Raw genomic sequence first — 25,776 nt, forward strand, 5'->3', positions numbered from 1 at the left:
GCTCGATCGAGCGCCGGGCAGGCCTTGCACCTGCATTTCCCCGCAGGAAGCGGGGCGTCTTTCCTTGGACCACCAACGCACTGTCCGCCACCGGGAGTTCCGGCGACCGCGACGTGATCAACCATAGCGCATCCACGGTCGTTTGTGATCACCCGAGATCAGAAACCGACCGCCCGCCCGGTCACCCGCCGATCGCCCACCGGTCACTCGCCCGGAGGAGCGCAGGCAAATACCCGTACTCACACACTCCAAACCATATGTGATCCAGATCACAGGCACTCAACTTCTGCTCGAAACCACGTGCTTGATACAACTTGCTCGCGCCCTCCCGTCCCCCGGACCACCGGCGCCTCTCTCCCCCCTTTCGCATCCTTTCGAGCTGTCGCTCTCGCCTGCCCTGGGAACGCCCGTGTCCGCCCCCCGCACCACCCCCTGGCCCCTCGTCGCCCTTTTCACGGCCGGGTATCTCGCGCCGTATCTGCTGCCCACCACCGTCGGCAGACTCGACGCCGGACTTCCGCTCACCGCCACCGAGGCAGGCGCCACCGGCAGCGCCCTGCTGCTGAGTTCCGCCACCGCCGGCTTCCTGCTGGCGGCGCGCGGCGGACGGGCCGGGGCGCGCACCCTCGCCCGCGTCGGGCTCACCCTCGCCGTCCTCGGTTACGGCACCGCCGCCCTGACCGGCTCGGTCCCGGCGGTCGTCGCGGGCGTGCTCGTCGGCGGACTCGGCTCGGGTACCGCCACGGCCGTCGCCGCGAGCGGCATAGCGGGGCGCACCGACCCGCACCGGGTCACCACGCTCGGACTGCTCACCGTCTCCGCCCTCGCGGGCACCCTCTACCTGACGATCCCGCACCTCGGTCCGGGCCACGGTCTGCCGCTCGCCGCGATCGCCCTGACCGCGCTGGCGGTCCTCCCCCTCACCGGGCGCCTGGACACCCATGCGGCCACCCCCACGTCGACCACCGGGCACACCCCGCTCCCCCACCGGGGCACCGGGCTGCTGCTGGCCGCCGCCATGCCCTGCTGGTCCCTCGCGCAGAACTCCCTGTGGGGGGTCAGCGGGCGGATCGGGCTGACCCAGGCGCATCTGACCGAGGTCACCGTCGGCGCGGTGTTCGCCGCCGCGCTCGGCGCCGGACTGCTCGGCGTCCTCGGCGCGGGCGCGCTCGGTCCGCGCATGGGCCGGGCGGTGCCGATCGGCGTCGGTACGGTGCTCATCGCGGTCTGCGTCGTACTCAGCGCGTCGGCCTCGGGGCCGGTGTCGTTCGCGGGCGGGGAGATCGCCTGGAACGCCTGCTACCCGCTCGTGCTGTCGTACGTCATCGGACTCGCCGCCTCCCTCGACCCGCGCGGGCGCTGGGCGGTGCTGGTCGGCTCGGCGGGCTCGCTCGGCACGGCGGCCGGACCGCTGGCGGGCAGTCTGCTGTCGGCGTGGGCGGGCTACCCGGCGATGGGCCGGATACTCGCCGTCGTCCTGCTGGTGTCAGCGGTGCCGATGACGGCCGCGGCCCTGCGCGCGACCGCCCCGGCCCGCCGGACCACCCGGATCGCGGACCTGCCGGTGGTGGAGATCCCGCTGGCGGAACTCCCGCACGCGGAAACCTCCCTCACGGGCACCTCTCTCGCGGAGATCTCCCTCACCGAGGTCCCCCTCACCGAGGTCTCCCTCGCGGAGGTCTCGCTGGCGGAGGTGGCGCTGGCGGAGATCCCCCTCGTGGAGATCCCCGCCCTGGAGCCCCTCCTCGCGGAGACGGCGCCCGGTCTCCCGGTCCGCGCGCTCCCGGGTCACTCGAACTCGTACGCCTCCACCTCGGCGAGGTAACGGGCGCGCAGCTCCTCGTCGTCCTCCAGGAAGGAGGCGAGGAAGGAGTTGCGGGCCAGTTCGCGCAGGCGGTCCTGGGACAGGTCGAGCGTCTCGTGGACCGCGGCGAAGTTGTCGCCCGCGTAGCCGCCGAAGTAGGCGGGGTCGTCGGAGTTGACCGTGCACATCAGACCCGCTTCCAGCATCGCCGGGAGCGGGTGGTCGGCCAGGGTGTCCACGGTGCGCAGCCGCACGTTGGACAGCGGGCACAGGGTGAGCGGCACCCGGTCGCGGACCAGCCGCTCGACCAGCGCCGGGTCCTCCATGCAGCGCAGCCCGTGGTCCACGCGCTCGACACCGAGGACGTCCAGCGCCTCGGTGATGTACTCCGGCGGACCCTCCTCACCCGCGTGCGCCACGCGGCGCAGACCGAGCGCGGCGGCTGCCTCGTACACCTCGCGGAACTTCACCGGCGGGTGGCCGACCTCGGCGGAGTCAAGACCGACACCGGTGATCCGGTCCAGGTACGGCTTGGCGGCGTCCAGGGTGGCGAGCGCGGACTCGGCGGACTCGTCGCGCAGGAAGCACATGATCAACCTGGTGGAGACGCCGTGGTTCTCCACGCTGCTGCCGAGCGCGCGCCACAGCCCCTCGACCACGGTGCCCATGTCCACGCCCCGGGCGAGGTGCGCCTGCGGGTCGAAGAAGATCTCGGCGTGCCGGACCCCCTGCGCGGCGGCGCGGGCGAGGTAGGCGTTGGCGAGGTCCTCGAAGTCCTGCTCGGTGCGCAGGACGGCCATCAGCTCGTAGTACAGGTTCAGAAAGGACTGGAGGTCCTCGAACCGGTACGCCTCGCGCAGCGCCTCGGTGTCCGCGTACGGCAGTGTCACGCCGTTGCGTCCGGCCAGCCGGAAGGCCAGCTCGGGCTCCAGGGTGCCTTCGATGTGCAGGTGCAGTTCAGCTTTGGGGAGGGGCATCAGAGCATCGTACGGCCCTTTACCCGCCCATTCATCCGCCCGCCCGGGTGGCGCTCAGCGGCGCTTGGGCACCGGTACGCGCTGGAGATCCCGGGCCACGGTCAGCTCCCCGGTGAACCCCGCCGCACGCGCCTGGCGCTCGAAGGCTTCGGGGTCGGAGTAGCGCTGGCTGAAGTGGGTGAGGACCAGATGCCGCACGCCCGCGTCCCGGGCCACGGCCGCCGCCTGCCCTGCGGTCAAGTGGCCGTGTTCCTCGGCGAGTCGTACGTCCTCGTCGAGGAAGGTGGACTCGATGACGAGCAGGTCGCACCCCTCGGCGAGCGCGTGGACGCCGTCGCACAGCCGGGTGTCCATGACGAACGCGAACCGCTGCCCGCGCCGGATCTCGCTGACCTCCTCCAGCGTCACCCCTCGCAGCGCGCCCGTGCGCTGGATACGGCCCACGTCCGGACCCGCGATGCCGTGCGCGGCGAGCCGGTCGGGCAGCATCCGTACGGCGTCGGGCTCGGTCAGCCGGTAGCCGTAGGACTCGACGGGGTGGGAGAGGCGGCGTGCCTCAAGGGTGTAGGCGGGGGTCTGCGCCAGGACGCCGTCGGTGTCGGCGGGTGCCTCGGTGAGGGCGACGGTCTCGCGGTAGGCGGTGGCGTACCGCAGCCGGTCGAAGAAGCGCTGCCCGGAGCGCGGGTAGTGCGCGGTGATCTCGTGCGGCACCCGGTCGAGGTTGATCCGCTGGATCACCCCGGCGAGACCGAGGCTGTGGTCGCCGTGGAAGTGGGTGACGCAGATCCGGTTCAGGTCGTGCGCGGCGACCCCGGCGCGCAGCATCTGCCGCTGGGTGCCCTCGCCGGGGTCGAACAGGATGCCCTCGCCGTCCCAGCGGAGCAGATAGCCGTTGTGGTTGCGGTGCCGGGTCGGGACCTGGCTGGCGGTGCCGAGGACGACGAGTTCGCGTACGGACATCTCTTTTAGCCGGGGGGCCATTCGAGACCGCGGCCGCCGAGGACGTGCGCGTGGGCGTGCCAGACGGTCTGCCCTGCGCCGGCGCCGGTGTTGAACACCGTGCGGTAGCTCTCCAGCTTTTCCTCGTCGGCGATGGTCTGCGTCTCGGCGAGCACGTCGGCGGCGAGCTGCGGGGCCGCTGCCGCGAGGGTGGCGGCGTTCTTGTAGTGCGCCTTGGGGATCACCAGGATGTGCGTCGGGGCCTGGGGGTTGATGTCCCGGAACGCGAGGGTGGTGTCCGTCTCGCGGACCACGGTTGCGGGGATCTGGCCTGCGACGATCTTGCAGAACAGGCAGTCCTCTTGGGGCTCTCCCGCCATTTCGCTGCGCTCGCTTTCGCCGGTTGGGTGGTCTTCGGGCATCGTAGTCGGTTGGGTGCGGCGCCGTTTGGGCTGGTCGCGCAGTTCCCCGCGCCCCTTTGGGTTGGCAGAGTCCAGGGTGTTTTCGCGGCGCCCCACGTGCCTTTAGGTGGGCAAGCCTGGAGGAGTTTTCGAGGGCTCCCTCTCCAGCGCCTCCAAGGCCAGCCTTATCGCCTCGTCCAACTGGGTGTCCCTGGACGCTGCGTAGTCCTGGGGTTTTTGGACCACCTCCACGTCCGGGTCCACGCCGTGGTTCTCCACTCCCCAGCCGTAGCCCTCCAGCCAGAAGGCGTACTTCGGCTGGGTGATGAGGGTGCCGTCGACCAGGCGGTAGCGGCTGTCGATGCCGATGACGCCGCCCCAGGTGCGGGTGCCGACGACGGGGCCGATGTTCAGGGCGCGGATGGCGGCGTTGACGATGTCGCCGTCGGAGCCGGAGAACTCGTTGGCGACGGCGACGACCGGGCCGCGCGGGGCGTCCTGGGGGTAGCTCTCGGGTCGCATGCCGCGCGGGAGGTCCCAGCCGACGACGCGACGGGCGAGCTTTTCGACGACGAGCTGGGAGGTGTGGCCGCCGCGGTTCTCGCGGACGTCCACGATGAGACCCTCGCGGGCGACCTCGACGCGCAGGTCGCGGTGGATCTGCGCCCAGCCGGGCGCCTGCATGTCGGGGACGTGGAGGTAGCCGAGGCGACCGCCGGACTTCTCGTGGACGTAGGCGCGCCGGTCCGCGACCCAGGCGTGGTAGCGCAGCGGCTCCTCGTCGGCGAGGGGGATGACGACGGCGTGCCGGGGTTCGCCGCCGCCCGCCGGGGAGATCGTCAGCTCGACGGGCTTGCCCGCGGTGCCGGTGAGCAGCGGTGCGGGTCCGGTGACCGGGTCGACGGGGCGTCCGCCGATGGCCACGAGTGCGTCGCCGGGGCGTACGGCGACGCCGGGCGCGGCGAGCGGGGAGCGTGCCTCGGGGTCGGAGGTCTCGGAGGGCAGGATCCGGTCCACCCGCCAACTGCCGTCCTCGTGGCGGGAGATGTCGGCGCAGAGCAGTCCCTGCCGGGGTCCGCCGCCGTAGCCGCCGCCGGGGGTGACGTAGGCGTGCGAGGTGCCGAGTTCGCCGTGCACCTCCCACAGGAGGTCGACCAGGTCGTCGTGGGTGGCGAGGCGGTCGAGGACCGGGCGGTAGCGGTCGAGGACGCCGTCCCAGTCGGTGCCGCCCATGTCGGGGCGCCAGAAGTTGTCCCGCATGATCCGGCCGGTCTCTTCGTACATCTGCCGCCACTCGGCGACCGGGTCGACGGTGTGCCGGATGCGGCCGAGGTCCACGACGATGTGGGAGTCGCCGTCCTCGTCGTCGGAGGCGCGCCGGTCGGCGGGTACGACGCGCAGGCGGCCGTCGCTCCACAGCAGGACCCGCTTGCCGTCGCCGCTGACCCGGAAGTGGTCGGCGTCGGCGGCCAGGTGCTCCAGGCGCTGCTGGGCGAGGTCGTAGCGCTCCAGCTCGGTCTTGGGGTCGGGGGCGTCGGGCGTGGCGCGGGCGGCGCCGAGGACTCCGCGCACCGGGTGGCGCAGCCAGAGGACGCCGTCGCGGGCGGCGCGCAGGTTGGTGTAGCTGGCTGCCTCGACCGGGAAGGGCACGATGCGGTCCGCGAGCCCGTCGAGGTCGATCCGGGTGACCGGGGCGCCCTCGCTCTCCGGGGTCTCGTCCTTGTCCGGGGTGCCGAAGGGGCGGCCGTGGCGCTGCGGTCCGAAGGGCGACGGCGTGGTCGCGGCGAGGGTGATCAGGTGCGGGCGGACGCTGTCGACGAAGGCCAGGTCGAAGACGTGCCGGTCGTAGACGGGGTCGAAGGAGCGGCTGGAGAGGAAGGCGAGGTGCTTGCCGTCCAGGGTGAAGGCGGGCGCGTAGTCCTGGAAGCGCAGCGGGGTCGCCTCGGTGACCGTGAGGTCGGTGGTGCTGGCGAGGCGGATCTGGGAGAGCGGGCGGGGACCGGGGTGAGCCCAGGCGAGCCAGCCGGAGTCGGGCGAGAAGGCGAGCCCGTGCACGTCGCCATGCTCGCTGCGGTCGACCTCGCGGACCTCGCCGGTCTCCCGCTCGACCAGCAGCAGCCGTCCGTCGTGCGAGGCGACGGCGGCGCGACCGCCGTCGGGGGACATGGCGAGCGCGAGGACGCGCCCGAGCTGTCCCGCGGCGATCCGGCGGGGTACGGCGCCGGGGGCGAGACCGGTGGCGGGGGCGAACTCCAGGGCGTCCTCGCCCTCGGCGTCGGTCACCCAGACCACCCACTCCTCGCCGTCGGCGCGGAAGGTGCGCGGCAGCCGGGCGCGGACGCCGGGCTCGGCTGCCAGGGCGCGGGCGGGACCGCTCCGGTGGGTGACCCAGTGGACGGTGCCGCGCACGGCGACGGCGCTGCCGCGCCCGGTGTGGTCCGGGGAGGCGGAGCCGAACCAGCGGGCGGTGCTGACCTGGTGGGGCTGGAGGTCGACGCGGGCGCCGCCGAGGCGGATGTCCAGGCGGCGGGGTTCGGCGCCGTCGAGGTCGTCCAGGATCCACAGTTCACCGGCGCTGGACCAGATCACCCGGGTGCCGTCGGTGGCGGCGTGGCGGGCGTAGAAGCCCCCGAGCGGGGTGTGGCGGCGCAGGTCGGTGCCGTCGGCGAGGGAGGAGTAGAGGGCGCCGGTGCCTTCGTGGTCGGAGAGGAAGGCGATGCGGTCCCCGACCCACAGGGGGCTTTCGAGGTTGCCGTCGAGGTCCTCGTGGAGGCGGACGAACTCGCCGTCGCCGTCGCGGTCGATCCACAGCTTGCCCGCCGTGCCGCCCCGGTAGCGCTTCCACCAGGCGGCTTCGCGGCCCATGGGGGCGGAGAGCAGGACGGTGTGCGGGCCGTAGGCGATGTCACCGACCGGGCCGTACGGCAGGGTGGTGGCGGGTCCGCCGTCGAGCGGGACGGCGCGGGCCCAGGTGCGGCGCAGGCTGGCCTGGCCCTCGGTGCTGACCGCGAGGACCTCTCCGTCGGGGGTCCAGCCGAGCACCTGGGTCTTCCAACTGCCCCAGTAGGTCAGGCGCTTGGCGGGTCCGCCGTCGACGGGGGCGATGTGCGCCTCGGGGGCGCCGTCGCGGGTCGAGGTCCAGGCGAGGGTGGTGCCGTCGGGGGATATGCGGGGGTGGTTCACGGGCACGTTGTCCGCGCTCACCCGCCAGGCGCGCCCGCCGTCGAGCGGGGCCACCCAGACGTCGTCCTCGGCGGTGAAGGTCACCAAGTCGCCGCGCAGGTGCGGGAATCGGAGATACCCAGAGGTCGTCGTGGTCTTCGTGTCTGCCGTGAGGTCCTTGCCAGCGCCCTGAGTCACGCGGTCACCTTACGCGCGGTCCGGCGTCGCGGCGCCGGATTTGGATCACTTGCCTTCGACGGGCCAGCAGGTCGGATCGCCCTTGCACCACAGGGTCCGGGTGACGGTGACCGTCACGGTGGGCCGGGGCTGCCCGGGCGGGCGGTAGGTGGCGGGCGGGGTGTAGGCGGAGCTGGGTTTGGCGTCGCAGTCGCCGAGCCCGCTGACCCGGAAGACCCGGCGACCGTCCACCGTGGCGGTCAAGTGCCCGCGCACACAAACGCCGTTGACCGCGCGGGTCACCTCGCCGGTGACGGCTGCCTTCTTGCCGTCCTTGGTGCGCCCCTGGCAGTCCACGCTGACGACGGTCGCCGTGGAGGGCGAACTCGACTTCGCCGGACTGGCGCTGTCGCCCTGATGTCCGACGCAGGTCAGCCAACTCACGTCCACATGGCGCCGGTTCAGCTCGGCGGTGGCGGTGGAGTCGGTGGTGTAGGCGACGGTCGCGGACCCCAGATCGGTCGGCTGGCACGCGGTCATCGCGCCGATCCCCAGTGCCGCGAGCCCGCTCACGGCCAGCAGCCGTCCGGAGCGGCGCCGATCCCACCTCGAAGCCCCCATGCCTCCCAGCGTGCCACCGACTCCCACCCCGCGGAAGGCCGCCTCCGGCCAGTCACCCGAACGTGCGGCGCACGCCCGCGAGCCCGTGCGCGGCGTGCGCTGGAGCCGCTGTTGTCCGCCGTCAGCCCCGCAGCAGCAGCCACTCCTGAAGCTCCACCAGGTTCCCCTCCGGGTCCTTGAGGTGGGCCACGCGCATACGGTCCGTCAGCGGCGCCGGACCGTGCAGGATCTCGGCGCCGCGCCCGGCGATCTCGGCGCAGTACGCGTCGAGGTCGTCCACGCGCAGCACGATCAGTGAGCGGTGACCGGTGGCGGTGTCGCCCAGTTCGTCCAGGACACCTGCCATGCCCGCGCGGTCCTGGAGGGCGACCCCGGCGGAGCCCGCGTGGGGGCTGAACTTCTCGTACGGTCCGTTCTCCGCGCCCGACTGGGGACGCAGGCCGAGGACGTCGGCGTAGAAGCGGTAGCAGGCGGGGAAGTCGGTGACCAGCAGCCGTACTTGGCTCAGTTCCACAGGGGCTCCGATGTCAGGACCAGCGACCGGTGCGTCCCAGGAGGAGGGCCGCGGCGGCCGTTCCGGCGGTGGAGGTGCGCAGGACGGAGGGACCGAGGACGCAGGCGCGGGCGCCGGCTTCCTCGAAGAGCGCCAACTCGTCGCGGGAGACGCCGCCTTCGGGTCCGACGACGAGCACGATGTCGCCCGTCGCGGGGAGGTCGACGGTGGCAAGGGGCGCGCTCTCGTGCTCGAAGTCGGAGTGCAGCACGGCGGCGAAGTCGGCTTCCGCGAGCAGCGCGGCGACCTGCTTGGTGGAGGCGGCGTCGGCGACCTCGGGGAAGCGGACCCGGCGGGACTGCTTGCCCGCCTCGCGCGCGGTGGAGCGCCACTTGCCGAGCGCCTTCAGACCCCGGTCGCCCTTCCACTGGGTGATGCAGCGGGCCGCCTGCCAGGGCACGATGCGGTCGACGCCGACCTCGGTCATGGTCTCGACGGCGAGTTCGCCCCGGTCGCCCTTGGGCAGCGCCTGGACGACGGTGATGCGCGGGGCGGGCTCGGGCTCCTCCACGACGGCGCCGAGCCGGACGAGCAGCCGGTCCTTGCCCTCGGTCCCGGTCACCTCGGCCACGGCGTGGCGTCCGGCGCCGTCGGTGAGGACGACCTCCTCGCCCGCCTGGAGCCGCTTCACGGAGACGGCGTGCCGTCCCTCGGGCCCGTCCAGGACGAACGGTCCGCCCTCCGGGCCGAAGTCCTCCACCACGAACACGGGAGCGGTCATCCCGCGCCACCTCCGTCAGCCAACTCTGTTGTCGCGGCGCGCAGTTCGGCGGCCAGTACCTCCACAAGCCGCCCGGCGGGCAGCGCGCGGGCCAGCCGGTGTCCTTGTCCCGCCCACAGCGCCATGCCCTGGGTGTCGCCCGTCCCGGCGGCGACCCTCCGCAGCGGGGCGGTCAGGTGGTGGACGGCCGGGTAGGCGGCGGGCGCGTCCGCGCCGTGCTCGCGCAGGAAGCGGTTGACCAGGGCGCGGGCGGGGCGCCCGGTGAAGGCGCGGGTCGGCTCGGTGTGCGGGAAGCCGGGGTCGGTCAGCGCCCGCTTGTGCGGGTCGGGGGCGCCGGACTCGGGGGTGGCGAGGAAAGCCGTACCGAGCTGGGCGGCACTCGCCCCGGCGGCGAGCACGGCGGCGATCTGCGCGCCGCGCATGATGCCGCCCGCCGCGACGACCGGCAGGTCCACGGACTCGGTGACCTGCGCGAGCAGCGCGAGAAGCCCCAGACCCGCGCGGTCGCGGGCGGGGTCGTCCCGGTGGGTGCCCTGGTGACCGCCCGCCTCGATGCCCTGCGCGATGACGGCGGCGGCACCGGCGCGCTCGACCGCGCGGGCCTCCTCGGCGGTGGTGGCGGTGACCAGCGTGACGGTCCCGGCGCGGCGCAGCGCGTCCAGGACCTCGGGCTCGGGCACGCCGAAGTGGAAGGAGACGACGGGGACCGGGTCGGCGAGGAGCAGGGCCAGCTTGGCGTCGTAGGCGTCGTCGACCGGGCCGTAGGGGTCGCCGGTCGCGGTGCCGTAGCGCGCGCTCTCCCCGGCGAGACCGCGGGCGTACGCCTCGACGGCGGCGGGGTCGGCGGTCTGCCACTGGGGCAGGAAGAGGTTGACGCCGAAGGGTCGGTCCGTCAGTCCGCGCAGCCGCTCGATGTCGGCGCGCAGCGCGTCCGGGGCACGGTAGCCCCCGGCGAGGAAGCCGAGGGCGCCCGCCTCGCAGACGGCGGCGGCCAGTTCCGGCGTGGAGACGCCGCCCGCCATGGGTGCCTGCACGATCGGAAGCGTGAGGAGATCGGCGAGGGCGCGGGGCATGTCCGCATCGTGTCACGTCCGCCGCGCGAGTCCGAATCGAGCCCGGGGTCCCTGTCCCGGAAACGGCGGGAGGGGGGTGCCGGGCACCCCCCTCCCTGAACCGACGCTCGCGGTCAGCGGCCGTTGAACGCGTCCTTCAGCCGGGAGAACAGACCCTGCTGGCCGGGCTGGAACTGGCCGGTGGGCCGCTCCTCGCCGCGCAGCTTGGCCAGTTCGCGCAGCAGCCGCTCCTGCTCGGGGTCGAGCTTGGTCGGCGTGGTGACCTCGACGTGGACGATCAGGTCGCCCCGGCCGCCGCCGCGCAAGTGCGTGACGCCCCGGTTGTGCAGCGGGATCGACTGGCCGGACTGGGTGCCGGGCCGGATGTCGACCTCCTCCATGCCGTCCAGCGTCTCCAGCGGCACCTTGGTGCCGAGGGCCGCCGCCGTCATGGGGATGGTGACCGTGCAGTGCAGGTCGTCGCCGCGCCGCTGGAAGGTCGAGTGCGGCAGCTCGTGGATCTCGACGTAGAGGTCACCGGCGGGACCGCCACCGGGGCCGACCTCGCCCTCGCCCGCCAACTGGATGCGGGTGCCGTTGTCGACACCGGCCGGGATCTTCACCGTCAGGGTGCGCCGCGAGCGGACCCTGCCGTCGCCCGCGCACTCGGGGCACGGGGTCGGGACCACGGTGCCGAAACCCTGGCACTGCGGGCACGGCCGCGAGGTCATGACCTGGCCCAGGAAGGACCGGGTGACCTGCGAGACCTCGCCACGACCGCGGCACATGTCACAGGTCTGCGCGGTGGTGCCGGGGGCGGCGCCCTCGCCGTTGCAGGTGTTGCAGACGACCGCGGTGTCGACCTGGATGTCCTTGGTCGTACCGAAGGCCGCCTCGTCCAGCTCGACCTCGATCCGGATCATGGCGTCCTGACCGCGCCGCGTGCGCGAGCGCGGTCCGCGCTGCGACGCCGTGCCGAAGAACGCGTCCATGATGTCGGAGAAGTTGCCGAAGCCACCGGCCCCGAAGCCGCCCGCGCCGCCACCGGCGCCGCCCGCCTGCGAGAGCGGGTCGCCGCCGAGGTCGTAGACCTGCTTCTTCTGCGGGTCCGACAACACCTCGTAGGCGGCGTTGATCTCCTTGAACCGCTCCTGGGTCTTCGGATCCGGATTGACGTCCGGGTGCAGCTCGCGCGCGAGCCTGCGGAACGCCTTCTTGATCTCATCCTGCGACGCGTCGCGGCGCACGCCGAGAACGGCGTAGTAATCCGTGGCCACTTACGACTCCGCCAGGATCTGTCCGACGTACCGTGCCACTGCGCGTACCGCTCCCATCGTTCCCGGGTAGTCCATGCGGGTCGGTCCGACCACGCCGAGCTTGGCAACCGCCTCGCCGCCCGAACCGTAGCCGACCGACACGACGGACGTGGAGTTGAGTCCTTCGTGGGCGTTCTCGTGCCCGATACGCACGGTGACGCCCGGATCTTTGGCCTCGCCGAGGAGCTTGAGCAGCACGACCTGCTCCTCAAGTGCCTCCAGGACGGGCCGGATCACCAGGGGGAAGTCGTGTCCGAAACGGGTGAGATTGGCGGTGCCGCCGATCATCAGCCGTTCCTCGTTCTCCTCGACCAGTGTCTCCAGCAGTGTGGAGAGCACTGTGGAGACGGTACCGCGATCGTCCGCCTCGAACGCATCGGGGAGGTCCTCGACCAGTCGCGGCACATCGCTGAACCGGCGTCCGGCGACCCGGCTGTTGAGCCGGGCGCGCAGATCGGCGAGCGAGGATTCGCCGAACGGCGCCGGGCAGTCGACCATCCGCTGCTCGACCCGGCCGGTGTCCGTGATCAGCACGAGCATCACGCGCGCGGGGGCGAGCGAGAGCAGTTCCACGTGCCGCACGGTCGAGCGGGTCAGCGAGGGGTACTGCACGACGGCGACCTGCCGGGTCAACTGCGCGAGCAGCCGGACCGTGCGGGCCACCACGTCGTCCAGGTCGACGGCGCCGTCCAGGAAGTTCTGGATCGCGCGCCGCTCGGGCGCGGACATCGGCTTGACGCCCGCGAGCTTGTCGACGAAGAGGCGGTACCCCTTGTCGGTGGGGATGCGCCCCGCGCTGGTGTGCGGCTGGGCGATGAAGCCCTCGTCCTCCAGGGCGGCCATGTCGTTGCGCACGGTGGCCGGGGAGACGCCGAGGTTGTGCCGCTCGGTGAGCGCCTTCGACCCGACGGGCTCCTCGGTGCCCACATAGTCCTGGACGATGGCGCGCAGCACCTGAAGCCTGCGTTCACTCAGCATTCGGCGCGCACCTCCATCTTGTCGCCCCACGGCACTCGACTTGCTCCCTGGCACTCTGCTGGGGCGAGTGCCAGACTTCCCCGGCCCAGTGTACGGCCGTGGGGTACCGCCCGGGCAAGGTCAGCGGTACTGCGCCGGCTTCTTGCCGATAGCGTCCCGGTATGAGCGTGACTTGGGAAGACCTGGGGTGGGAGCGACTTGCCGAGGGCGTCGGACGGTGCCGCCTGCCGGGCTGGGACTGTACGGCGGGGCTGGTCGTGGGGTCGGGCACGGCACTGCTCGTGGAGGCGGGGTCGAGCCTCGCGGAGGGCGCCCGCCTCAAGACGGCGGTGCGGGAGCTGACCGGCCACGATGTGACCCATCTCGCGCTGACCCACCCGCATTTCGATCATGTGCTGGGCGCGGGCGCGTTCGCCGGGGCGGAGACGTACGCGGCGGTGGGCATGGACGCGCTGCTCGCGCACGAGGCGGGGGAGCTGCGGCGCGACGCGATCACCCAGGGGCTGCCGGTCGCCGAGGCGGACGAGGCGGTCGCCACGCTGCCGGTGCCCCTCCACCCGGTCTCGGGCGAGCTGACGCTCGACCTCGGCGGCGGCCGCCAGGTGCTCCTCGCCAACGTCGGTCCCGGCCACACCGCGCACGATCTCGCGGTCCTGGTGCCCGGCTCGCCGGAGGTCGTCTTCTGCGGCGACCTGGTCGAGGAGTCCGGCGAACCCCAGGCGGGACCGGACGCCGTACCCGCCCGCTGGCCCGCCGCCCTGGACCGGCTGCTCGCCCTCGGCGGCGAGGACGCGCTGTACGTGCCCGGTCACGGAGCGGTGGTCGACGCGGACTTCGTACGGCGCCAACGCGACGCCCTGGCCGCCCGTTTCGGCGTGTCGTGACGGGGGCGGTACGGGTTCTCCTATCGTCATGGGAATGCGCGAGTACTCCCCCGATCTGACCGCCCCCTGGAAGAAGCCCCAGCCGGTGCCGGAGGTCGCCGCCGAGCCGGGTCTGGTGGTGGAGGAGCCCGGCACCGGGTTCTGCGGGGCGGTGATCCGCTGCGAAGCGGGCACGGTGACGCTGGAGGACCGCTTCGGCAAGCACCGGGTGTTCCCGCTGGAGCCGCGCGGCTTCCTCCTCGAAGGGCGCGCGGTGACCCTCGTACGCCCCTCCGCCGCCCCGGCACGCCCCGCCCGCACCGCCTCCGGCTCCGTGGCCGTCCCGGGCGCCCGCGCCCGTGTGGCCCGCGCCGGGCGCATCTACGTCGAGGGGCGCCACGACGCCGAACTGGTCGAGAAGGTCTGGGGCGACGACCTCCGCATCGAGGGCGTGGTGGTCGAGTACCTGGAGGGCGTGGACGACCTGCCCTCGATCGTGGCCGACTTCTCCCCCGGACCGGACGCCCGCCTCGGCGTCCTGGTGGACCACCTGCTCCCCGGCACGAAGGAGTGGCGCATCGCCCAGTCGGTGACCAGCGACCACGCCCTGGTCGTCGGCCACCCCTACATCGACATCTGGGAAGCGGTGAAGCCCTCCGCCCTCGGCATCCCCGCCTGGCCCCGGGTCCCCCACGGCCAGGACTGGAAGACGGGGGTGTGCCGGGCGCTGGGCTGGCCGTCGGACAGCACGGGGGCGGTGTGGCAGGCGATCCTGGCGAAGGTGACGTCGTATCGGGAGCTGGAGCCGGCGTTGCTGGGGCGGGTGGAGGAGCTGATCGATTTCGTTACGGGTAGCGGTGGGGCCTGACGCCGGAAGAGGTTCCGAATTCGTCGGTGCCCAGCTCGATCCCGAGATCGTCCAGTGGCAGCGGATCGCCGAACTCCACGATCTCCTGACGTCGGTAGTCGGCCTCCTCGCCCTGGCCCGTCGGCTTTGTCAGCAGGACGCAGTGGTCCATGATCGGGTCGATGACGAGGTAGGCGGGGATCTTTCCTGCGGCGTAGACCGGACGCTTGACCACGTAGTCGTAGTGGACGCTGGGCTCGGACACGACTTCCACCACCATGGTGATCAGCCCACTCGGCAACAGGCGTCCGGAATCCGGCAGGTGATCATGTGCGAGAACCACCAGATCCGGGACAGGCTCGCTGACTTCGCCAAGGATTTCGATGCCCTGCCTCTGCAGAGGTGCCCAAGGCTGCCGTGGAATCCGGTCCTGCACCTTGGCCACAATCCTGTTGTGCACGATGCCGGAACCGATGGTCATCACGATCACCCCCCGAAGAAGCTCGGCCTTGACTCCCTCAGGCGGAACGAACTCGCCGAAGTACTTGGCCATCCCGAGTTCGTCCACAGCGGCAGCCTACGAACCAGGTCAGGGATCCAGCCGACAGCCCGCACCGATTCACCCCGGCGAGTGATCAGTCCACCAGGTCCCGCACCACCGCGTCCGCGAGGAGCCGTCCCCGCAAGGTGAGCACCGCGCGCCCCTCGTCGTACGGACCGGAATCGAGCAGACCGTCCGCCAGCGCCCGCCGGGAAGCCGCGAGCCCGTCCGGCTTCAGCAGGGACAGCGGAACGCCCTCCCGCAGCCGCAGCTCCAGCAGGATGCGCTCCACGCGGCGGTCCTCCTCCGAGAGGAGTTCACGTCCGGCGCCCGGAGAGCGGCCGGAGGCCAGCGCAGCCGCATACGCGCCCGGGTGCTTGACGTTCCACCAGCGCACGCCCCCCACGTGGCTGTGGGCGCCCGGTCCGGCGCCCCACCAGTCGGCGCCGCGCCAGTACAGCTCGTTGTGGAGGCAGCGGCCCGCCTCGGAGGTGGCCCAGTTGGAGACCTCGTACCAGTCGAAGCCCGCCGCCGAGAGCAACTCCTCGGCGATCAGATAGCGGTCGGCGTGGACGTCGTCGTCCGTCATCGGGACCTCGCCCCGGCGGATGCGGCGGGCGAGCTGGGTGCCCTCCTCGACGATCAGGGCGTAGGCGCTGACGTGGTCGGGACCCGCGCCGAGGGCCGCTTCCAGGGAGGCGCGCCAGTCGTCGTCGGACTCGCCGGGGGTGCCGTAGATCAGGTCGAGGTTGACGTGCTCGAACCCGGCGGCGCGCGCCTCCGCGACGCAGGCTTCCGGGCGCCCCGGGGTGTGCGTGCGGTCGAGGATCTTCAGGACGTGCGGCTTCGCGCTCTGCATGCCGAAGGAGATCCGGTTGAAGCCGCCCGCGCGCAGTTCGGCGAGGTAGGCGGGGGTGATCGTCTCCGGGTTTGCCTCGGTGGTGATCTCCGCGTCCGGCGCGAGTCCGAACTCGTCGCGGATCGCGCCCAGCATCCGCACCAGGTCCCCGGCGGCAAGCAGGGTCGGCGTGCCGCCGCCGACGAAGACCGTGCGGACCTCGCGCGGGTCGTCGCCGAGCACCTTGCGGGCCAGGCGGACCTCGTCGGTGAGGGTGTCCGCGTAGTTGTCCCGGGAGGCGAGCACACCGCCGGTGCCGCGCAGCTCGGTGGCGGTGTAGGTGTTGAAGTCGCAGTAGCCGCAGCGGGTCGCGCAGTAGGGGACGTGCAGATAGAACCCGAGGGGCCGCTCGGCGGCGCCGGCGAGCGCGGCGGGGGGCAGCGCGCCGTCGTCGGGGACGGGCTCGCCGTCGGGGAGTGCGGAAGGCATGTCCTCCATTGTCCCGTACCGCTGCCCTGTCCCGGACGCGCCGGTGTCCCGTCCCGGACGCGTGTCCTGTACAGGACACAGCCGCCTCACTCCGCCTGGAGCACCAGCAGCGCCAGGTCGTCGTCCGGCAGGTCGGGGGCGAAGCCGAGCACCAGGTCGTGGATGCGCTCCGCGATGCGCCCGGCGTCCAGCCCCGCGCACCCCGCGAGGGCGTGCGCGAGCCCGTCCTCGTCGTCGAACTGGCGGGAGCCGGAGCGGCGCTCGGTCACCCCGTCCGTGACGCACAGCAGGCTGTCGCCGGGCCGCAGCTCGACGCTCTCGCTGGTGTACGTCTCGTCCTCGACCACGCCCAGCAGCGTCTGCGGGCGGGCGGCGCTGCGGACCGCGCCGTCGGGGCTCAGCACCAGCGGCAGCGGGTGTCCGGCGGAGGCGAGGACGCAGCGGAAGCCGCCGTCCGCGTGCGGGGTCAGCTCGCCGTAGAGCAGGGAGAGGAAACGGCTCTGCGGACCCTCCCCCGGCGCGAAGGGACCCCCGCCCGCCGCGACCAGCGCGCGGGCGGCGGCGTCGGCGGCTTCGGTGGCGTCGTCCAGGAGGAGCTGGTTGAGGCGGTCGAGGACGCCCGCGACCGGGTAGCCCTCGCGGGCCAGCAGCCGGATCCAGGGCCGGGCAAGACCGATCACCACCGCCGCCTCCGGGCCCTTGCCCTGGACGTCGCCCACGGCGAAGCACCAGCGGCCGTCGCCCGCCGGGAAGATGTCGTAGAAGTCGCCGCTGGGTCCGCCCTTGTCGCGGGGCTCGTAGACCAGCGCGCTGCGCACGCCCGGGATCTCCGCGACCGCGCCGGGCAGCAGACCGCGCTGGAGGACGGCGCTGATGGTCGCCTGGCGGGCGTACTGCCGGGCGGCGCCGATGGCCAGCGCCACCCGGCGCCCCAGGTCCTCGACCAGCCCGGTCACCTCGTCGGGGAAGCGCAGCAGCCCGCAGCGGCCGATCACCAGGGTGCCCAGCGGGCGCCCGCCCGCGATGAGCCGGTAGGCGAGCGCCGTGCCATGGGTGCCCTCGGGACCGAGCGCGCCGCCCGGCCAGGGATACGGCTCCGGGCCCGAGCGCACGCCGTCGGGGCGCGGGGGCTCCTTCTCCAGGGCGCGGTGCAGCTCCTCGGTGCGGCTCTCGTGGGTGTGCCAGACCCGGACGGGCCCGGCGGCGCAGCCGGTGCGCACGGTCGCCTCGTCCTCCAGCCACACCGCGCACCAGTCCGCGAGCCGGGGCACCAGGAGCTGTCCGGTGAGGGCGGCGACCAGATTCTCGTCGAGCTGCCCGGCGAGCAGGTCGGACGCCTCGGCGAGGAAGGACAGCGCGCCCCGGCCCAGCCAGTCCCGGTCGCCGCCGGGGCGCTGCGGCTGCGGTGCCAGGGCTTCGGCGGCGCGCAGCGCGGGCACCGGCGCGGGACCCTCGGGTTCCTCCGTGCCGCCGGGCGGCAGCCGGGCCCACAGGGTCTTGCCGTCGGAGCGGTAGGTGACGCCCCAGGTCTCGGCGAGGGTGGCGACCAGGCGCAGTCCGCGCCCGTGCTCGGGCATCTCCGGCGCGTCGGGGTCGGCGGGGTCGCGCGGGGCGCGCGCCGGGTGGTGGTCGTGGACCTCCACGGTGAACGCGCCGGTCGCCTCGAGGCGCCAGGCGATCTCCACCTCGGTCCCCGCGTGCACGACGGCGTTGGTGACGAGTTCGCTGACGACGGCCATCGCGTCGTCGGCCAGCCGCGCGTCGCCGTCCGGTCCGGTCAGCCCGAGACCCGCCCACTCGGTGAAGGCGCCGCGCACCAGGGCGCGCGCCGAACCGGGCGCGGCGAGGCTCCCGGCGAGGGTGGCCCGCCCCTCGCCGAGCGGGCCCGCGCCGGGGTACGCGGGCGTGTCACCGACGGGGGCGTCGGTCGCCCGCTGGGTCGGTATGGCCGCCATGTCCATGCGGCCAGGGTGACAGACAGGGGGCGCGCATAAGCACTGTGTCACCGAAATGAGCGGTCGTGACGGGGAACTGTGCTACTGGTGTGCCAGAAGACGAACACTTTCGAGCGGAGACGGGCGTGAACTCCCCTCTTCGGGGGGTTCACGCCCGTTCCCTGGGTGCGTGTGCGTGCGGTTGTGGGACTACGGAGCCGGTCAGGCTTCGCGGGCGCCCGCGTACATCTCGTCGATCAGCCCGCGGTACTCCCGCTCGACCACCGGGCGCTTCAGCTTCAGGCTCGGGGTGATCTCGCCGTGCTCCACGTCGAGGTCGCGGGGCAGCAGCCGGAACTTCTTGATCGTCTGCCAGCGCTGGAGACCCTCGTTGAGCTGCTTCACGTACCCGTCGACCAGCTCGACGGTCTGCGGCGCGGCGACAACCTCGGCGTACGACCTGCCCTCCAGACCGTTGTCGGCGGCCCACTGGAGGATCGTGGGCTCGTCCAGGGCGATGAGGGCGGTGCAGTAGTTCCGGTCGGCGCCGTGCACCAGGATGTTGGAGACGTACGGACACACCGCCTTGAACTGCCCCTCGACCTCGGCGGGTGCCACGTACTTGCCGCCGGAGGTCTTGATGAGGTCCTTCTTGCGGTCGGTGATGCGCAGATAGCCGTCCGCCGACAGCTCGCCGATGTCGCCGGTGTGGAACCAGCCGTCGGACTCGAGCACCTCGGCGGTCTTCTCGGGCTGCTCGTGGTAGCCCTGCATGATGCCGGGACCGCGCAGCAGGATCTCGCCGTCGTCCGCGATGCGCACCTCGGTGCCGGGCACGGGCTTGCCGACCGTGCCGGTGCGGTACGCCTCGCCCGGGTTCACGAAGGAGGCGGCGGAGGTCTCGGTGAGCCCGTAGCCCTCCAGGATGTGGATACCGGCGCCGGAGAAGAAGTAGCCGATCTCGGGGGCGAGGGCGGAGGCACCGGAGACGCAGGCGCGCAGTTGCCCGCCGAACGCCTCACGGATCTTGGCGTAGACGAGGGCGTCGGCCGCCTTGTGCTTGACGGCGAGCGCGAACGGCACGGAGGCGGTGCCGGTGCGCCGGAAGCTGTCCTGGGACGCCTTGGCGTACTCGCGGGCGGTCTCGGCGGCCCACTGGAAGATCTTGTACTTGGCGGCGCCGCCGTCGCGCGCCTTGGCCGCCACGCCGTTGTAGACCTTCTCGAAGATGCGCGGCACGGCGGCCATGTACGTCGGGCGCACGACCGGCAGATTCTCGATGATCTTGTCCACGCGACCGTCGACGGCGGTGACGTGACCGATCTCGATCTGCCCGGAGGTGAGCACCTTGCCGAAGACGTGCGCGAGCGGCAGCCACAGGTACTGGGTGTCGTCCGGACCGAGCAGCCCGGTCGCGGCGATGGCCTTCGCCATGTACGACCAGTTGTCGTGCGGCAGGCGCACGCCCTTGGGGCGGCCGGTGGTGCCGGAGGTGTAGATCAGGGTGGCGAGCTGCTCGGCGGTGATCGCGCCGACCCGCTCCTTGATCAGCTCGGGGTGCGTCTCCAGGTAGGCCGCGCCGCGCTTCTCCAGCTCGGCGAGGGTGATCACCCAGTCGTCGGTCTCCACACCCTCGGCGTCGATGACGACGACCTTGGTGAGCGCGGGCAGCTCGGCGCGGCGCTCGACCGCCTTGGCGACCTGGGCGGCGTCCTCCGCGATCAGCACCCGGCTCTGGGAGTCGGAGAGGATGAACGCCGACTCGTCGGAGTTGGTCTGCGGATAGACGGTCGTGGTGGCGCCGCCCGCGCAGAGGATGCCGAGGTCGGCGAGGATCCACTCGACCCGGGTCGAGGAGGCGAGCGCGACGCGCTGCTCGGGCTCGATGCCCAGCTCGATGAGACCGGCCGCGATGGCGTACACGCGCCCTGCGGCCTGGCTCCAGCTCAGCGACTTCCACTCGTCCGGACCGGTGCCTGCCGGGGACGGGACCGGGTAGCGGTACGCCTCGGCGTCCGGTGTCGCCGCCACGCGCTCCAGGAAGAGGGCCGCCACGGAGGGCGGTCGGTTCTCGATCAGGGTCTGTGTGTCGCTCACGACATCCTCCGGGGCCCGCGACGGTGCGGCTGACTCGGTGCGGCTGGGTTGACTCACGTGGGGAATTCGAACGGGTACGGCCTGTTGTTTAACTCGCGAGTAACTATGGGGCAGGGATCAGGGTAAGGCGCGACCGCCCGTCGCGTAAGAGGACTCGGCCTGCGACTTCCCCACACGACCCCACGGAACGTCCACGCAGAGCGACCCGGCGCACACGCAGGGGCCCGCCGCACTTGTGTGCGACGAGCCCCTTGTGCCCGCAATTGCGCGTACGGCCCGAAGGCGCGCGCGGTTACTTCTTGCCCTTGCCCGACCCCGCGCTGTCGTCGCTGGAGAGCACCGCGATGAAGGCTTCCTGCGGAACCTCCACGGAACCCACCATCTTCATCCGCTTCTTGCCTTCCTTCTGCTTCTCCAGCAGCTTCCGCTTACGGGAGATGTCACCGCCGTAGCACTTGGCGAGGACGTCCTTGCGGATGGCGCGGATGGTCTCGCGGGCGATGACCCGCGAGCCGATGGCGGCCTGGATCGGCACCTCGAACGCCTGCCGGGGGATCAGCTCGCGCAGCTTGGCGACGAGCCGCACGCCGTACGCGTACGCGGCGTCCTTGTGGGTGATCGCCGAGAAGGCGTCGACCTTGTCGCCGTGCAGCAGGATGTCGACCTTGACCAGGCTGGAGGTCTGCTCGCCCGTGGGCTCGTAGTCCAGCGAGGCGTAGCCGCGGGTCTTGGACTTGAGCTGGTCGAAGAAGTCGAAGACGATCTCCGCGAGCGGCAGCGTGTAGCGGATCTCGACGCGGTCCTCGGAGAGGTAGTCCATGCCGAGCAGGGTGCCGCGCCGGGTCTGGCACAGCTCCATGATCGAGCCGATGAACTCGGTGGGCGCGAGGATGGTGGCCCGCACGACCGGCTCGTAGACCTCGTTGATCTTCCCCTCGGGGAACTCGCTCGGGTTGGTGACGACATGCTCGCTGCCGTCCTCCATGACCACGCGGTAGACCACGTTGGGGGCGGTGGCGATCAGGTCGAGACCGAACTCGCGCTCCAGGCGCTCCCGGATCACGTCCAGGTGCAGCAGCCCGAGGAAGCCGACGCGGAAACCGAAGCCGAGGGCGGCGGAGGTCTCCGGCTCGTACACCAGGGCGGCGTCGTTGAGCTGGAGCTTGTCCAGCGCCTCGCGCAGCTCCGGGTAGTCCGAGCCGTCCAGCGGGTACAGACCCGAGAACACCATCGGCTTGGGGTCCTTGTAGCCGCCGAGTGCCTCGGTCGCGCCCTTGACCTGGCTGGTGACGGTGTCACCGACCTTGGACTGGCGGACGTCCTTCACACCGGTGATCAGATAGCCCACCTCGCCGACGCCCAGGCCGTCGGCCGGGAGCATCTCGGGCGAGTTGGTGCCGATCTCCAGCAGCTCGTGGGTCGCGCCGGTCGACATCATCTTGATGCGCTCGCGCTTGTTGAGCTGACCGTCGATGACACGCACGTACGTCACGACACCGCGGTAGGAGTCGTAGACCGAGTCGAAGATCATCGCGCGGGCGGGGGCGTCCTTGACGCCGACCGGGGCGGGGATCCGCTCGACGACCCGGTCGAGGAGCGCCTCGACGCCCATGCCGGTCTTCGCGGAGACCTTGAGCACGTCGTCGGGGTCGCACCCGATGAGGTTCGCCAGCTCCTCGGCGAACTTCTCCGGCTGCGCGGCCGGCAGGTCGATCTTGTTCAGCACGGGGATGATCGTGAGGTCGTTCTCCATCGCCAGGTAGAGGTTGGCGAGGGTCTGCGCCTCGATGCCCTGAGCGGCGTCGACGAGGAGGACGGTCCCCTCGCAGGCGGCCAGCGACCGCGAGACCTCGTAGGTGAAGTCGACGTGCCCGGGGGTGTCGATCATGTTGAGGATGTGCGTCGTGCCCTGGTCGGGGCCCTCGGTCGGGGCCCAGGGCAGACGCACCGCCTGGGACTTGATCGTGATGCCGCGCTCGCGCTCGATGTCCATCCGGTCGAGGTACTGAGCACGCATCTGCCGCTGCTCGACCACGCCAGTGAGCTGGAGCATCCGGTCGGCGAGCGTGGACTTGCCGTGGTCGATGTGCGCGATGATGCAGAAGTTGCGGATCAGAGCCGGGTCGGTACGGCTCGGCTCGGGCACATGGTTAGGGGTCGCGGGCACGCAGGGTCCTGTCTCTTGAGGCGCCTTATGCCTCGGGTCGGATCGATACGTAGTCTCCATGGTCCCACGGAGAGCGACCGGGAGCCGTTTTGGGCCGTCGAGAGGGCCACTGGTACTGTTGATGGCTGTGCCTCATGCCCTCTCGGCGCGAGGCGCGTACTGAAATCCTTGGATCACCGGTCCGGGGCCCGAGCGGTCCCGTGCCTGAACCTGAAAAGGCTCCTTCGTGGCGAACATCAAGTCCCAGATCAAGCGGATCAAGACCAACGAGAAGGCGCGGCTGCGCAACAAGGCCGTCAAGTCCTCCCTGAAGACCGCGATCCGCAAGGCCCGTGAGGCCGCTGCCGCGGGTGACGTCGAGAAGGCCACCGAGTACCAGCGCGCTGCCGCGCGTCAGCTCGACAAGGCCGTCTCGAAGGGCGTCATCCACAAGAACCAGGCCGCCAACAAGAAGTCGGCGCTGGCCGCCAAGGTCACCGACCTCAAGGGCTGAGTTCTCACCTGATCTGAACGCCGGCGGGACCCGGGCGGGCCCTCTCTCTTCCGCCCCCCACCGGCTCCCGAACTCGCACGCGGCCTGCGTTCGCCACGCGGGTGCGAGTTCAGACGCTTCACCCGAGGCCCCGCCCGGACCCTTCCCCAAGGGTTCCGGACGGGGCCTTCGGCATGGGCGGGTGCGGTCGGTCTACGGGCGGTCCGTGGCTGGTCGGTGGCCGGTCCGGTCCGCGACCGGTCAGTCGCCCTCGCGCAGCCTGCGCCAGATCCGGGTGCGGTGCAGGACGTAGAGGGAGAGGACCAGGACGAGGATCTGCAGCCCGATGGCGAACAGCCAGAACTCGTCCCTGCTCTCCAGCTTGTCCGTCAAGAACGTGAAGTTCATCCCGAAGAACCCGGTGAGGAACGACAGCGGCAGGAACACCACCGACACGATGGCCAGCCGGTTGATCACGCCGTTCTGCTCCCCCGCCACCAGCGAGGAGTAGCTCGCGAACGCCCGGCGCGTGGCCTCCTGGAGCGACTCGATCTCCGCCAGCACCAGCCTCCCGCTGGTCTGGAACTCCCGAGCGAGCCGCTGCCGCTGCTCGGGGAAGGTGGGGCTCATCATCCGCCGGGTGAGTATCTCGTCGGTCAGCTCCAGGAACGGCCGCAGGTAGTGGTGCAGAAGGGCGGAGCGGCGCCGCAACTGCGCCAGTTGGCGCACCTGTTCGGGGAGCCGCTCCTCGAACATGTCGTCCTCCAGCTCCTCGGTCTCCAGCAGCGCCTCCACCGCGGCCCGGCGGAACGTGCCCAGCGCCTCCCCGAGCAGGAGGAAGAGCACCGCCACGGCGTCGGAGGGCCGCTCGTGCGTCAGCGCCCTGCCCATGGGCGTCGCGAGACCCGCGTTTCCCCGGTGCACGGTGGCCAGGAAGCGGTCGGTCACCAGCACATGGACCAGGGCGATCCCCTCCCCCCGGACGATGGGCACCACCAGTCCGGCCTTGTCCCCCAGATACTCGGCCCGCGGTGGCTCGTCCGCCCGCCCGAACCAGTCCAGCCCCTCGGCGTCCAGTCCCAACTGCTCGGCCACCGACCATTCCTCCGGCCGCTCCTCCTCCGGCAGCTCGATGTCGACCAGCACGAACCGGTCCCTCGCCAGCCTCTCCCTGGCCTCCGCGACATCCGCCCGCGTGACCGTCGCCTCCGGCATCGACACCACCGTTACGATCATCGCCCTCGCCGTCCGTGCCGGATGCTGCGGGTTCCAGCGTGGCGTCGGCGCCGGTACTTCCGCACCCGGAGGCACTCGTGCGGGTTGGAGGGTGGGGCGAACGGATGACGGGGGCGGGTGTGGCCGGGTGGTGCGGGTCGGAAGGGTGCGGGTGCGGCTCGGGCGCTGAGGGCGCGGCTCATGCCCCACGCCCACGCCCCCGGCGACAGGGAACCGCTACGCCCTGCCCCTGGAGCGGGCGGCTCGGGCGATGATGACGACCGCCTTCTCCAGGGCGTACTCCGGGTCGTCGCCGCCGCCCTTGACTCCCGCGTCGGCCTCGGCGACCGCGCGCAGCGCCTCGGCGACGCCGTCCGGGGTCCAGCCGCGCATCTGCTGCCGGACGCGGTCGATCTTCCACGGGGGCATTCCCAGCTCGCGGGCGAGGTCGGCGGGGCGGCCGCCGCGGGCCGAGGAGAGCTTGCCGATCGCCCGCACGCCCTGGGCGAGCGCGCTGGTGATCAGCACCGGGGCGACACCGGTGGAGAGCGACCAGCGCAGCGCCTCCAGTGCCTCGGCGGTGCGCCCCTCGACCGCCTTGTCGGCGACGGTGAAGCTCGACGCCTCCGCGCGGCCGGTGTAGTACCGCCCGACGACCGCCTCGTCGATCGTGCCCTCGACGTCGGCCACGAGCTGGGCCACCGCGGAGGCCAGCTCGCGCAGGTCGCTGCCGATCGCGTCCACGAGCACCTGGCACGCCTCCGGCGTGGCCGATCGCCCGAACCCCCTGAACTCCCCTCTGACGAACGCCAGCCGGTCGGCGGGCTTGGTCATCTTCGGACAGGCCACCTCCCGCGCGCCCGCCTTGCGCGCGGCGTCGAGCAGCCCCTTGCCCTTGGCGCCGCCCGCGTGCAGCAGTACGAGGGTGATCTCCTCCGCGGGCGAGCCGAGGTATGCCTTCACGTCCTTGACCGTGTCGGCGGACAAGTCCTGCGCGTTGCGTACGACCACGACTTTGCGCTCGGCGAAGAGCGAGGGGCTCGTCAGCTCGGCGAGGGTGCCGGGCTGGAGCTGGTCCGGGGTGAGGTCGCGTACGTCCGTGTCGGCGTCGGCGGTCCTGGCGGCGGCCACCACCTCCCGCACGGCACGGTCGAGCAGGAGGTCCTCCTGGCCCACGGCGAGCGTCACCGGGGCGAGAGGGTCGTCATTCGCAGTCTTTCTTGCCATCGCTCAAAGCATCCCACGCGCCACCGACAACGAACCGGCCCGCACACCCTGACCGCCCCCCGAACCGACCCCGAGACGCTGTAGGGGGCACCGGTTCAGGGTCAAGAAGGGGAGACGTGCTCGGGCTCACGGCTCCTCGCGCCAGCCGTCCCACTCCCCCGCGAAGGCGTCCAGCTCGGCGGGGTCGAGCCGCCCCGCCTCGTCCCGCAGCACGACCAGCCACTGCGCGTCCTCGGCGTCGTCCTCCCCGGCCAGGGCGTCCCGTACGAGCCGCGGCTCCTCATCGATCCCGAACCGCTCCCCCAACGCCTCGGCCGCCTCCTCGGCGGCATCCCGGTCGGGCAGCACCAGCACGTGTCTCACATCGCTCACCGTGACATTCTCC

The 25,776-nt window shown here is 72.1% G+C and carries 22 protein-coding genes; 4 read left to right on the forward strand and 18 right to left on the reverse strand.

Features of this window, described 5'->3' with window-relative positions; translation table 11 throughout:
• Nucleotides 1-409: 409 nt before the first annotated feature.
• A complete protein-coding gene (locus IF655_RS10010) occupies nucleotides 410-1,825 on the forward strand; it encodes an MFS transporter (protein ID WP_199583754.1) in 1,416 nt (471 codons plus the stop codon).
• Here the strand turns inward: IF655_RS10010 and IF655_RS10015 are convergent.
• The 10 genes from IF655_RS10015 to hrcA form a co-directional block, all read right to left on the reverse strand.
• Nucleotides 1,789-2,781, reverse strand: a complete 993-nt coding sequence (locus IF655_RS10015) for an adenosine deaminase (RefSeq protein WP_199583755.1) — start codon at nucleotides 2,779-2,781, stop codon at nucleotides 1,789-1,791. The two genes, IF655_RS10010 and IF655_RS10015, sit on opposite strands and share 37 nt — an antisense overlap.
• A 54-nt stretch (nucleotides 2,782-2,835) precedes the next feature.
• Nucleotides 2,836-3,741 (reverse strand): ribonuclease Z, encoded by a 906-nt coding sequence (locus tag IF655_RS10020; protein ID WP_199583756.1) that lies wholly within the window; start codon nucleotides 3,739-3,741, stop codon nucleotides 2,836-2,838.
• 5 nt (nucleotides 3,742-3,746) lie between these two features.
• Nucleotides 3,747-4,100, reverse strand: coding sequence for a histidine triad nucleotide-binding protein (locus IF655_RS10025; RefSeq protein ID WP_199583757.1), 354 nt, complete (start codon nucleotides 4,098-4,100; stop codon nucleotides 3,747-3,749).
• Between the two features lie 144 nt (nucleotides 4,101-4,244).
• Nucleotides 4,245-7,391, reverse strand: a complete 3,147-nt coding sequence (locus IF655_RS10030) for a S41 family peptidase (protein WP_199583804.1) — start codon at nucleotides 7,389-7,391, stop codon at nucleotides 4,245-4,247.
• A gap of 135 nt (nucleotides 7,392-7,526) precedes the next feature.
• Nucleotides 7,527-8,081, reverse strand: a complete 555-nt coding sequence (locus IF655_RS10035) for a hypothetical protein (protein WP_242488635.1) — start codon at nucleotides 8,079-8,081, stop codon at nucleotides 7,527-7,529.
• 121 nt (nucleotides 8,082-8,202) lie between these two features.
• Nucleotides 8,203-8,595, reverse strand: a complete 393-nt coding sequence (locus tag IF655_RS10040; RefSeq protein ID WP_199583758.1) for a VOC family protein — start codon at nucleotides 8,593-8,595, stop codon at nucleotides 8,203-8,205.
• A 13-nt stretch (nucleotides 8,596-8,608) separates the two neighbouring features.
• Entirely contained in the window at nucleotides 8,609-9,355 is a 747-nt protein-coding gene (locus IF655_RS10045; protein WP_199583759.1) for a 16S rRNA (uracil(1498)-N(3))-methyltransferase, read from the reverse strand.
• A complete protein-coding gene (locus IF655_RS10050) occupies nucleotides 9,352-10,428 on the reverse strand; it encodes a nitronate monooxygenase (protein WP_199583760.1) in 1,077 nt (358 codons plus the stop codon). The genes IF655_RS10045 and IF655_RS10050 overlap by 4 nt, the downstream gene beginning before the upstream one ends.
• Nucleotides 10,429-10,541: 113 nt before the next feature.
• Complete coding sequence (gene dnaJ / locus IF655_RS10055; RefSeq protein ID WP_199583761.1) at nucleotides 10,542-11,684, reverse strand: molecular chaperone DnaJ; 1,143 nt, start codon at nucleotides 11,682-11,684, stop codon at nucleotides 10,542-10,544.
• On the reverse strand, nucleotides 11,685-12,701 hold the full coding sequence (gene hrcA, locus IF655_RS10060; RefSeq protein ID WP_199583762.1) for a heat-inducible transcriptional repressor HrcA: 1,017 nt from the start codon (nucleotides 12,699-12,701) through the stop codon (nucleotides 11,685-11,687).
• Nucleotides 12,702-12,862: 161 nt separating this feature from the next.
• On the opposite strand from hrcA, the gene IF655_RS10065 reads away from it, so the two are divergent.
• Nucleotides 12,863-13,585 (forward strand): MBL fold metallo-hydrolase, encoded by a 723-nt coding sequence (locus tag IF655_RS10065; protein WP_199583763.1) that lies wholly within the window; start codon nucleotides 12,863-12,865, stop codon nucleotides 13,583-13,585.
• Nucleotides 13,586-13,619: 34 nt separating this feature from the next.
• Complete coding sequence (locus IF655_RS10070; protein ID WP_199583764.1) at nucleotides 13,620-14,432, forward strand: DUF3097 domain-containing protein; 813 nt, start codon at nucleotides 13,620-13,622, stop codon at nucleotides 14,430-14,432.
• Here IF655_RS10070 and IF655_RS10075 read toward each other — a convergent pair.
• The 5 genes from IF655_RS10075 to lepA form a co-directional block, all read right to left on the reverse strand.
• The gene (locus tag IF655_RS10075) at nucleotides 14,410-14,964 is read right to left on the reverse strand and encodes a Uma2 family endonuclease (protein ID WP_199583806.1); all 555 of its coding nucleotides are present in this window, start codon (nucleotides 14,962-14,964) and stop codon (nucleotides 14,410-14,412) included. The two genes, IF655_RS10070 and IF655_RS10075, sit on opposite strands and share 23 nt — an antisense overlap.
• Nucleotides 14,965-15,046: 82 nt before the next feature.
• Entirely contained in the window at nucleotides 15,047-16,279 is a 1,233-nt protein-coding gene (hemW, locus tag IF655_RS10080; RefSeq protein WP_199583765.1) for a radical SAM family heme chaperone HemW, read from the reverse strand.
• A gap of 86 nt (nucleotides 16,280-16,365) precedes the next feature.
• On the reverse strand, nucleotides 16,366-18,234 hold the full coding sequence (locus IF655_RS10085) for a SpoIIE family protein phosphatase (protein ID WP_199583807.1): 1,869 nt from the start codon (nucleotides 18,232-18,234) through the stop codon (nucleotides 16,366-16,368).
• A 201-nt stretch (nucleotides 18,235-18,435) separates the two neighbouring features.
• On the reverse strand, nucleotides 18,436-20,310 hold the full coding sequence (locus IF655_RS10090; RefSeq protein WP_199583766.1) for a long-chain fatty acid--CoA ligase: 1,875 nt from the start codon (nucleotides 20,308-20,310) through the stop codon (nucleotides 18,436-18,438).
• Nucleotides 20,311-20,602: 292 nt separating this feature from the next.
• Nucleotides 20,603-22,477: a translation elongation factor 4 gene (gene lepA / locus IF655_RS10095; RefSeq protein ID WP_199583767.1), complete on the reverse strand. Its 1,875-nt coding sequence runs from the start codon at nucleotides 22,475-22,477 to the stop codon at nucleotides 20,603-20,605.
• Nucleotides 22,478-22,703: 226 nt separating this feature from the next.
• Here lepA and rpsT point away from each other — a divergent pair, with 226 nt between their 5' ends.
• On the forward strand, nucleotides 22,704-22,970 hold the full coding sequence (gene rpsT, locus IF655_RS10100) for a 30S ribosomal protein S20 (protein WP_161178162.1): 267 nt from the start codon (nucleotides 22,704-22,706) through the stop codon (nucleotides 22,968-22,970).
• Between the two features lie 240 nt (nucleotides 22,971-23,210).
• On the opposite strand, the gene IF655_RS10105 is transcribed toward rpsT, so the two are convergent.
• The 3 genes from IF655_RS10105 to IF655_RS10115 all read right to left on the reverse strand — a co-directional run bounded on the left by IF655_RS10105 (nucleotide 23,211) and on the right by IF655_RS10115 (nucleotide 25,763).
• Nucleotides 23,211-24,185 (reverse strand): CorA family divalent cation transporter, encoded by a 975-nt coding sequence (locus IF655_RS10105; protein WP_242488636.1) that lies wholly within the window; start codon nucleotides 24,183-24,185, stop codon nucleotides 23,211-23,213.
• Between the two features lie 216 nt (nucleotides 24,186-24,401).
• Nucleotides 24,402-25,391, reverse strand: a complete 990-nt coding sequence (gene holA / locus IF655_RS10110) for a DNA polymerase III subunit delta (RefSeq protein ID WP_199583768.1) — start codon at nucleotides 25,389-25,391, stop codon at nucleotides 24,402-24,404.
• A 126-nt stretch (nucleotides 25,392-25,517) separates the two neighbouring features.
• Nucleotides 25,518-25,763: a hypothetical protein gene (locus tag IF655_RS10115; protein ID WP_161178987.1), complete on the reverse strand. Its 246-nt coding sequence runs from the start codon at nucleotides 25,761-25,763 to the stop codon at nucleotides 25,518-25,520.
• Between the last annotated feature and the right edge of the window lie 13 nt (nucleotides 25,764-25,776).

This window comes from Streptomyces sp. DSM 110735 (assembly GCF_016482685.1).
GTDB lineage: Bacteria > Actinomycetota > Actinomycetes > Streptomycetales > Streptomycetaceae > Streptomyces.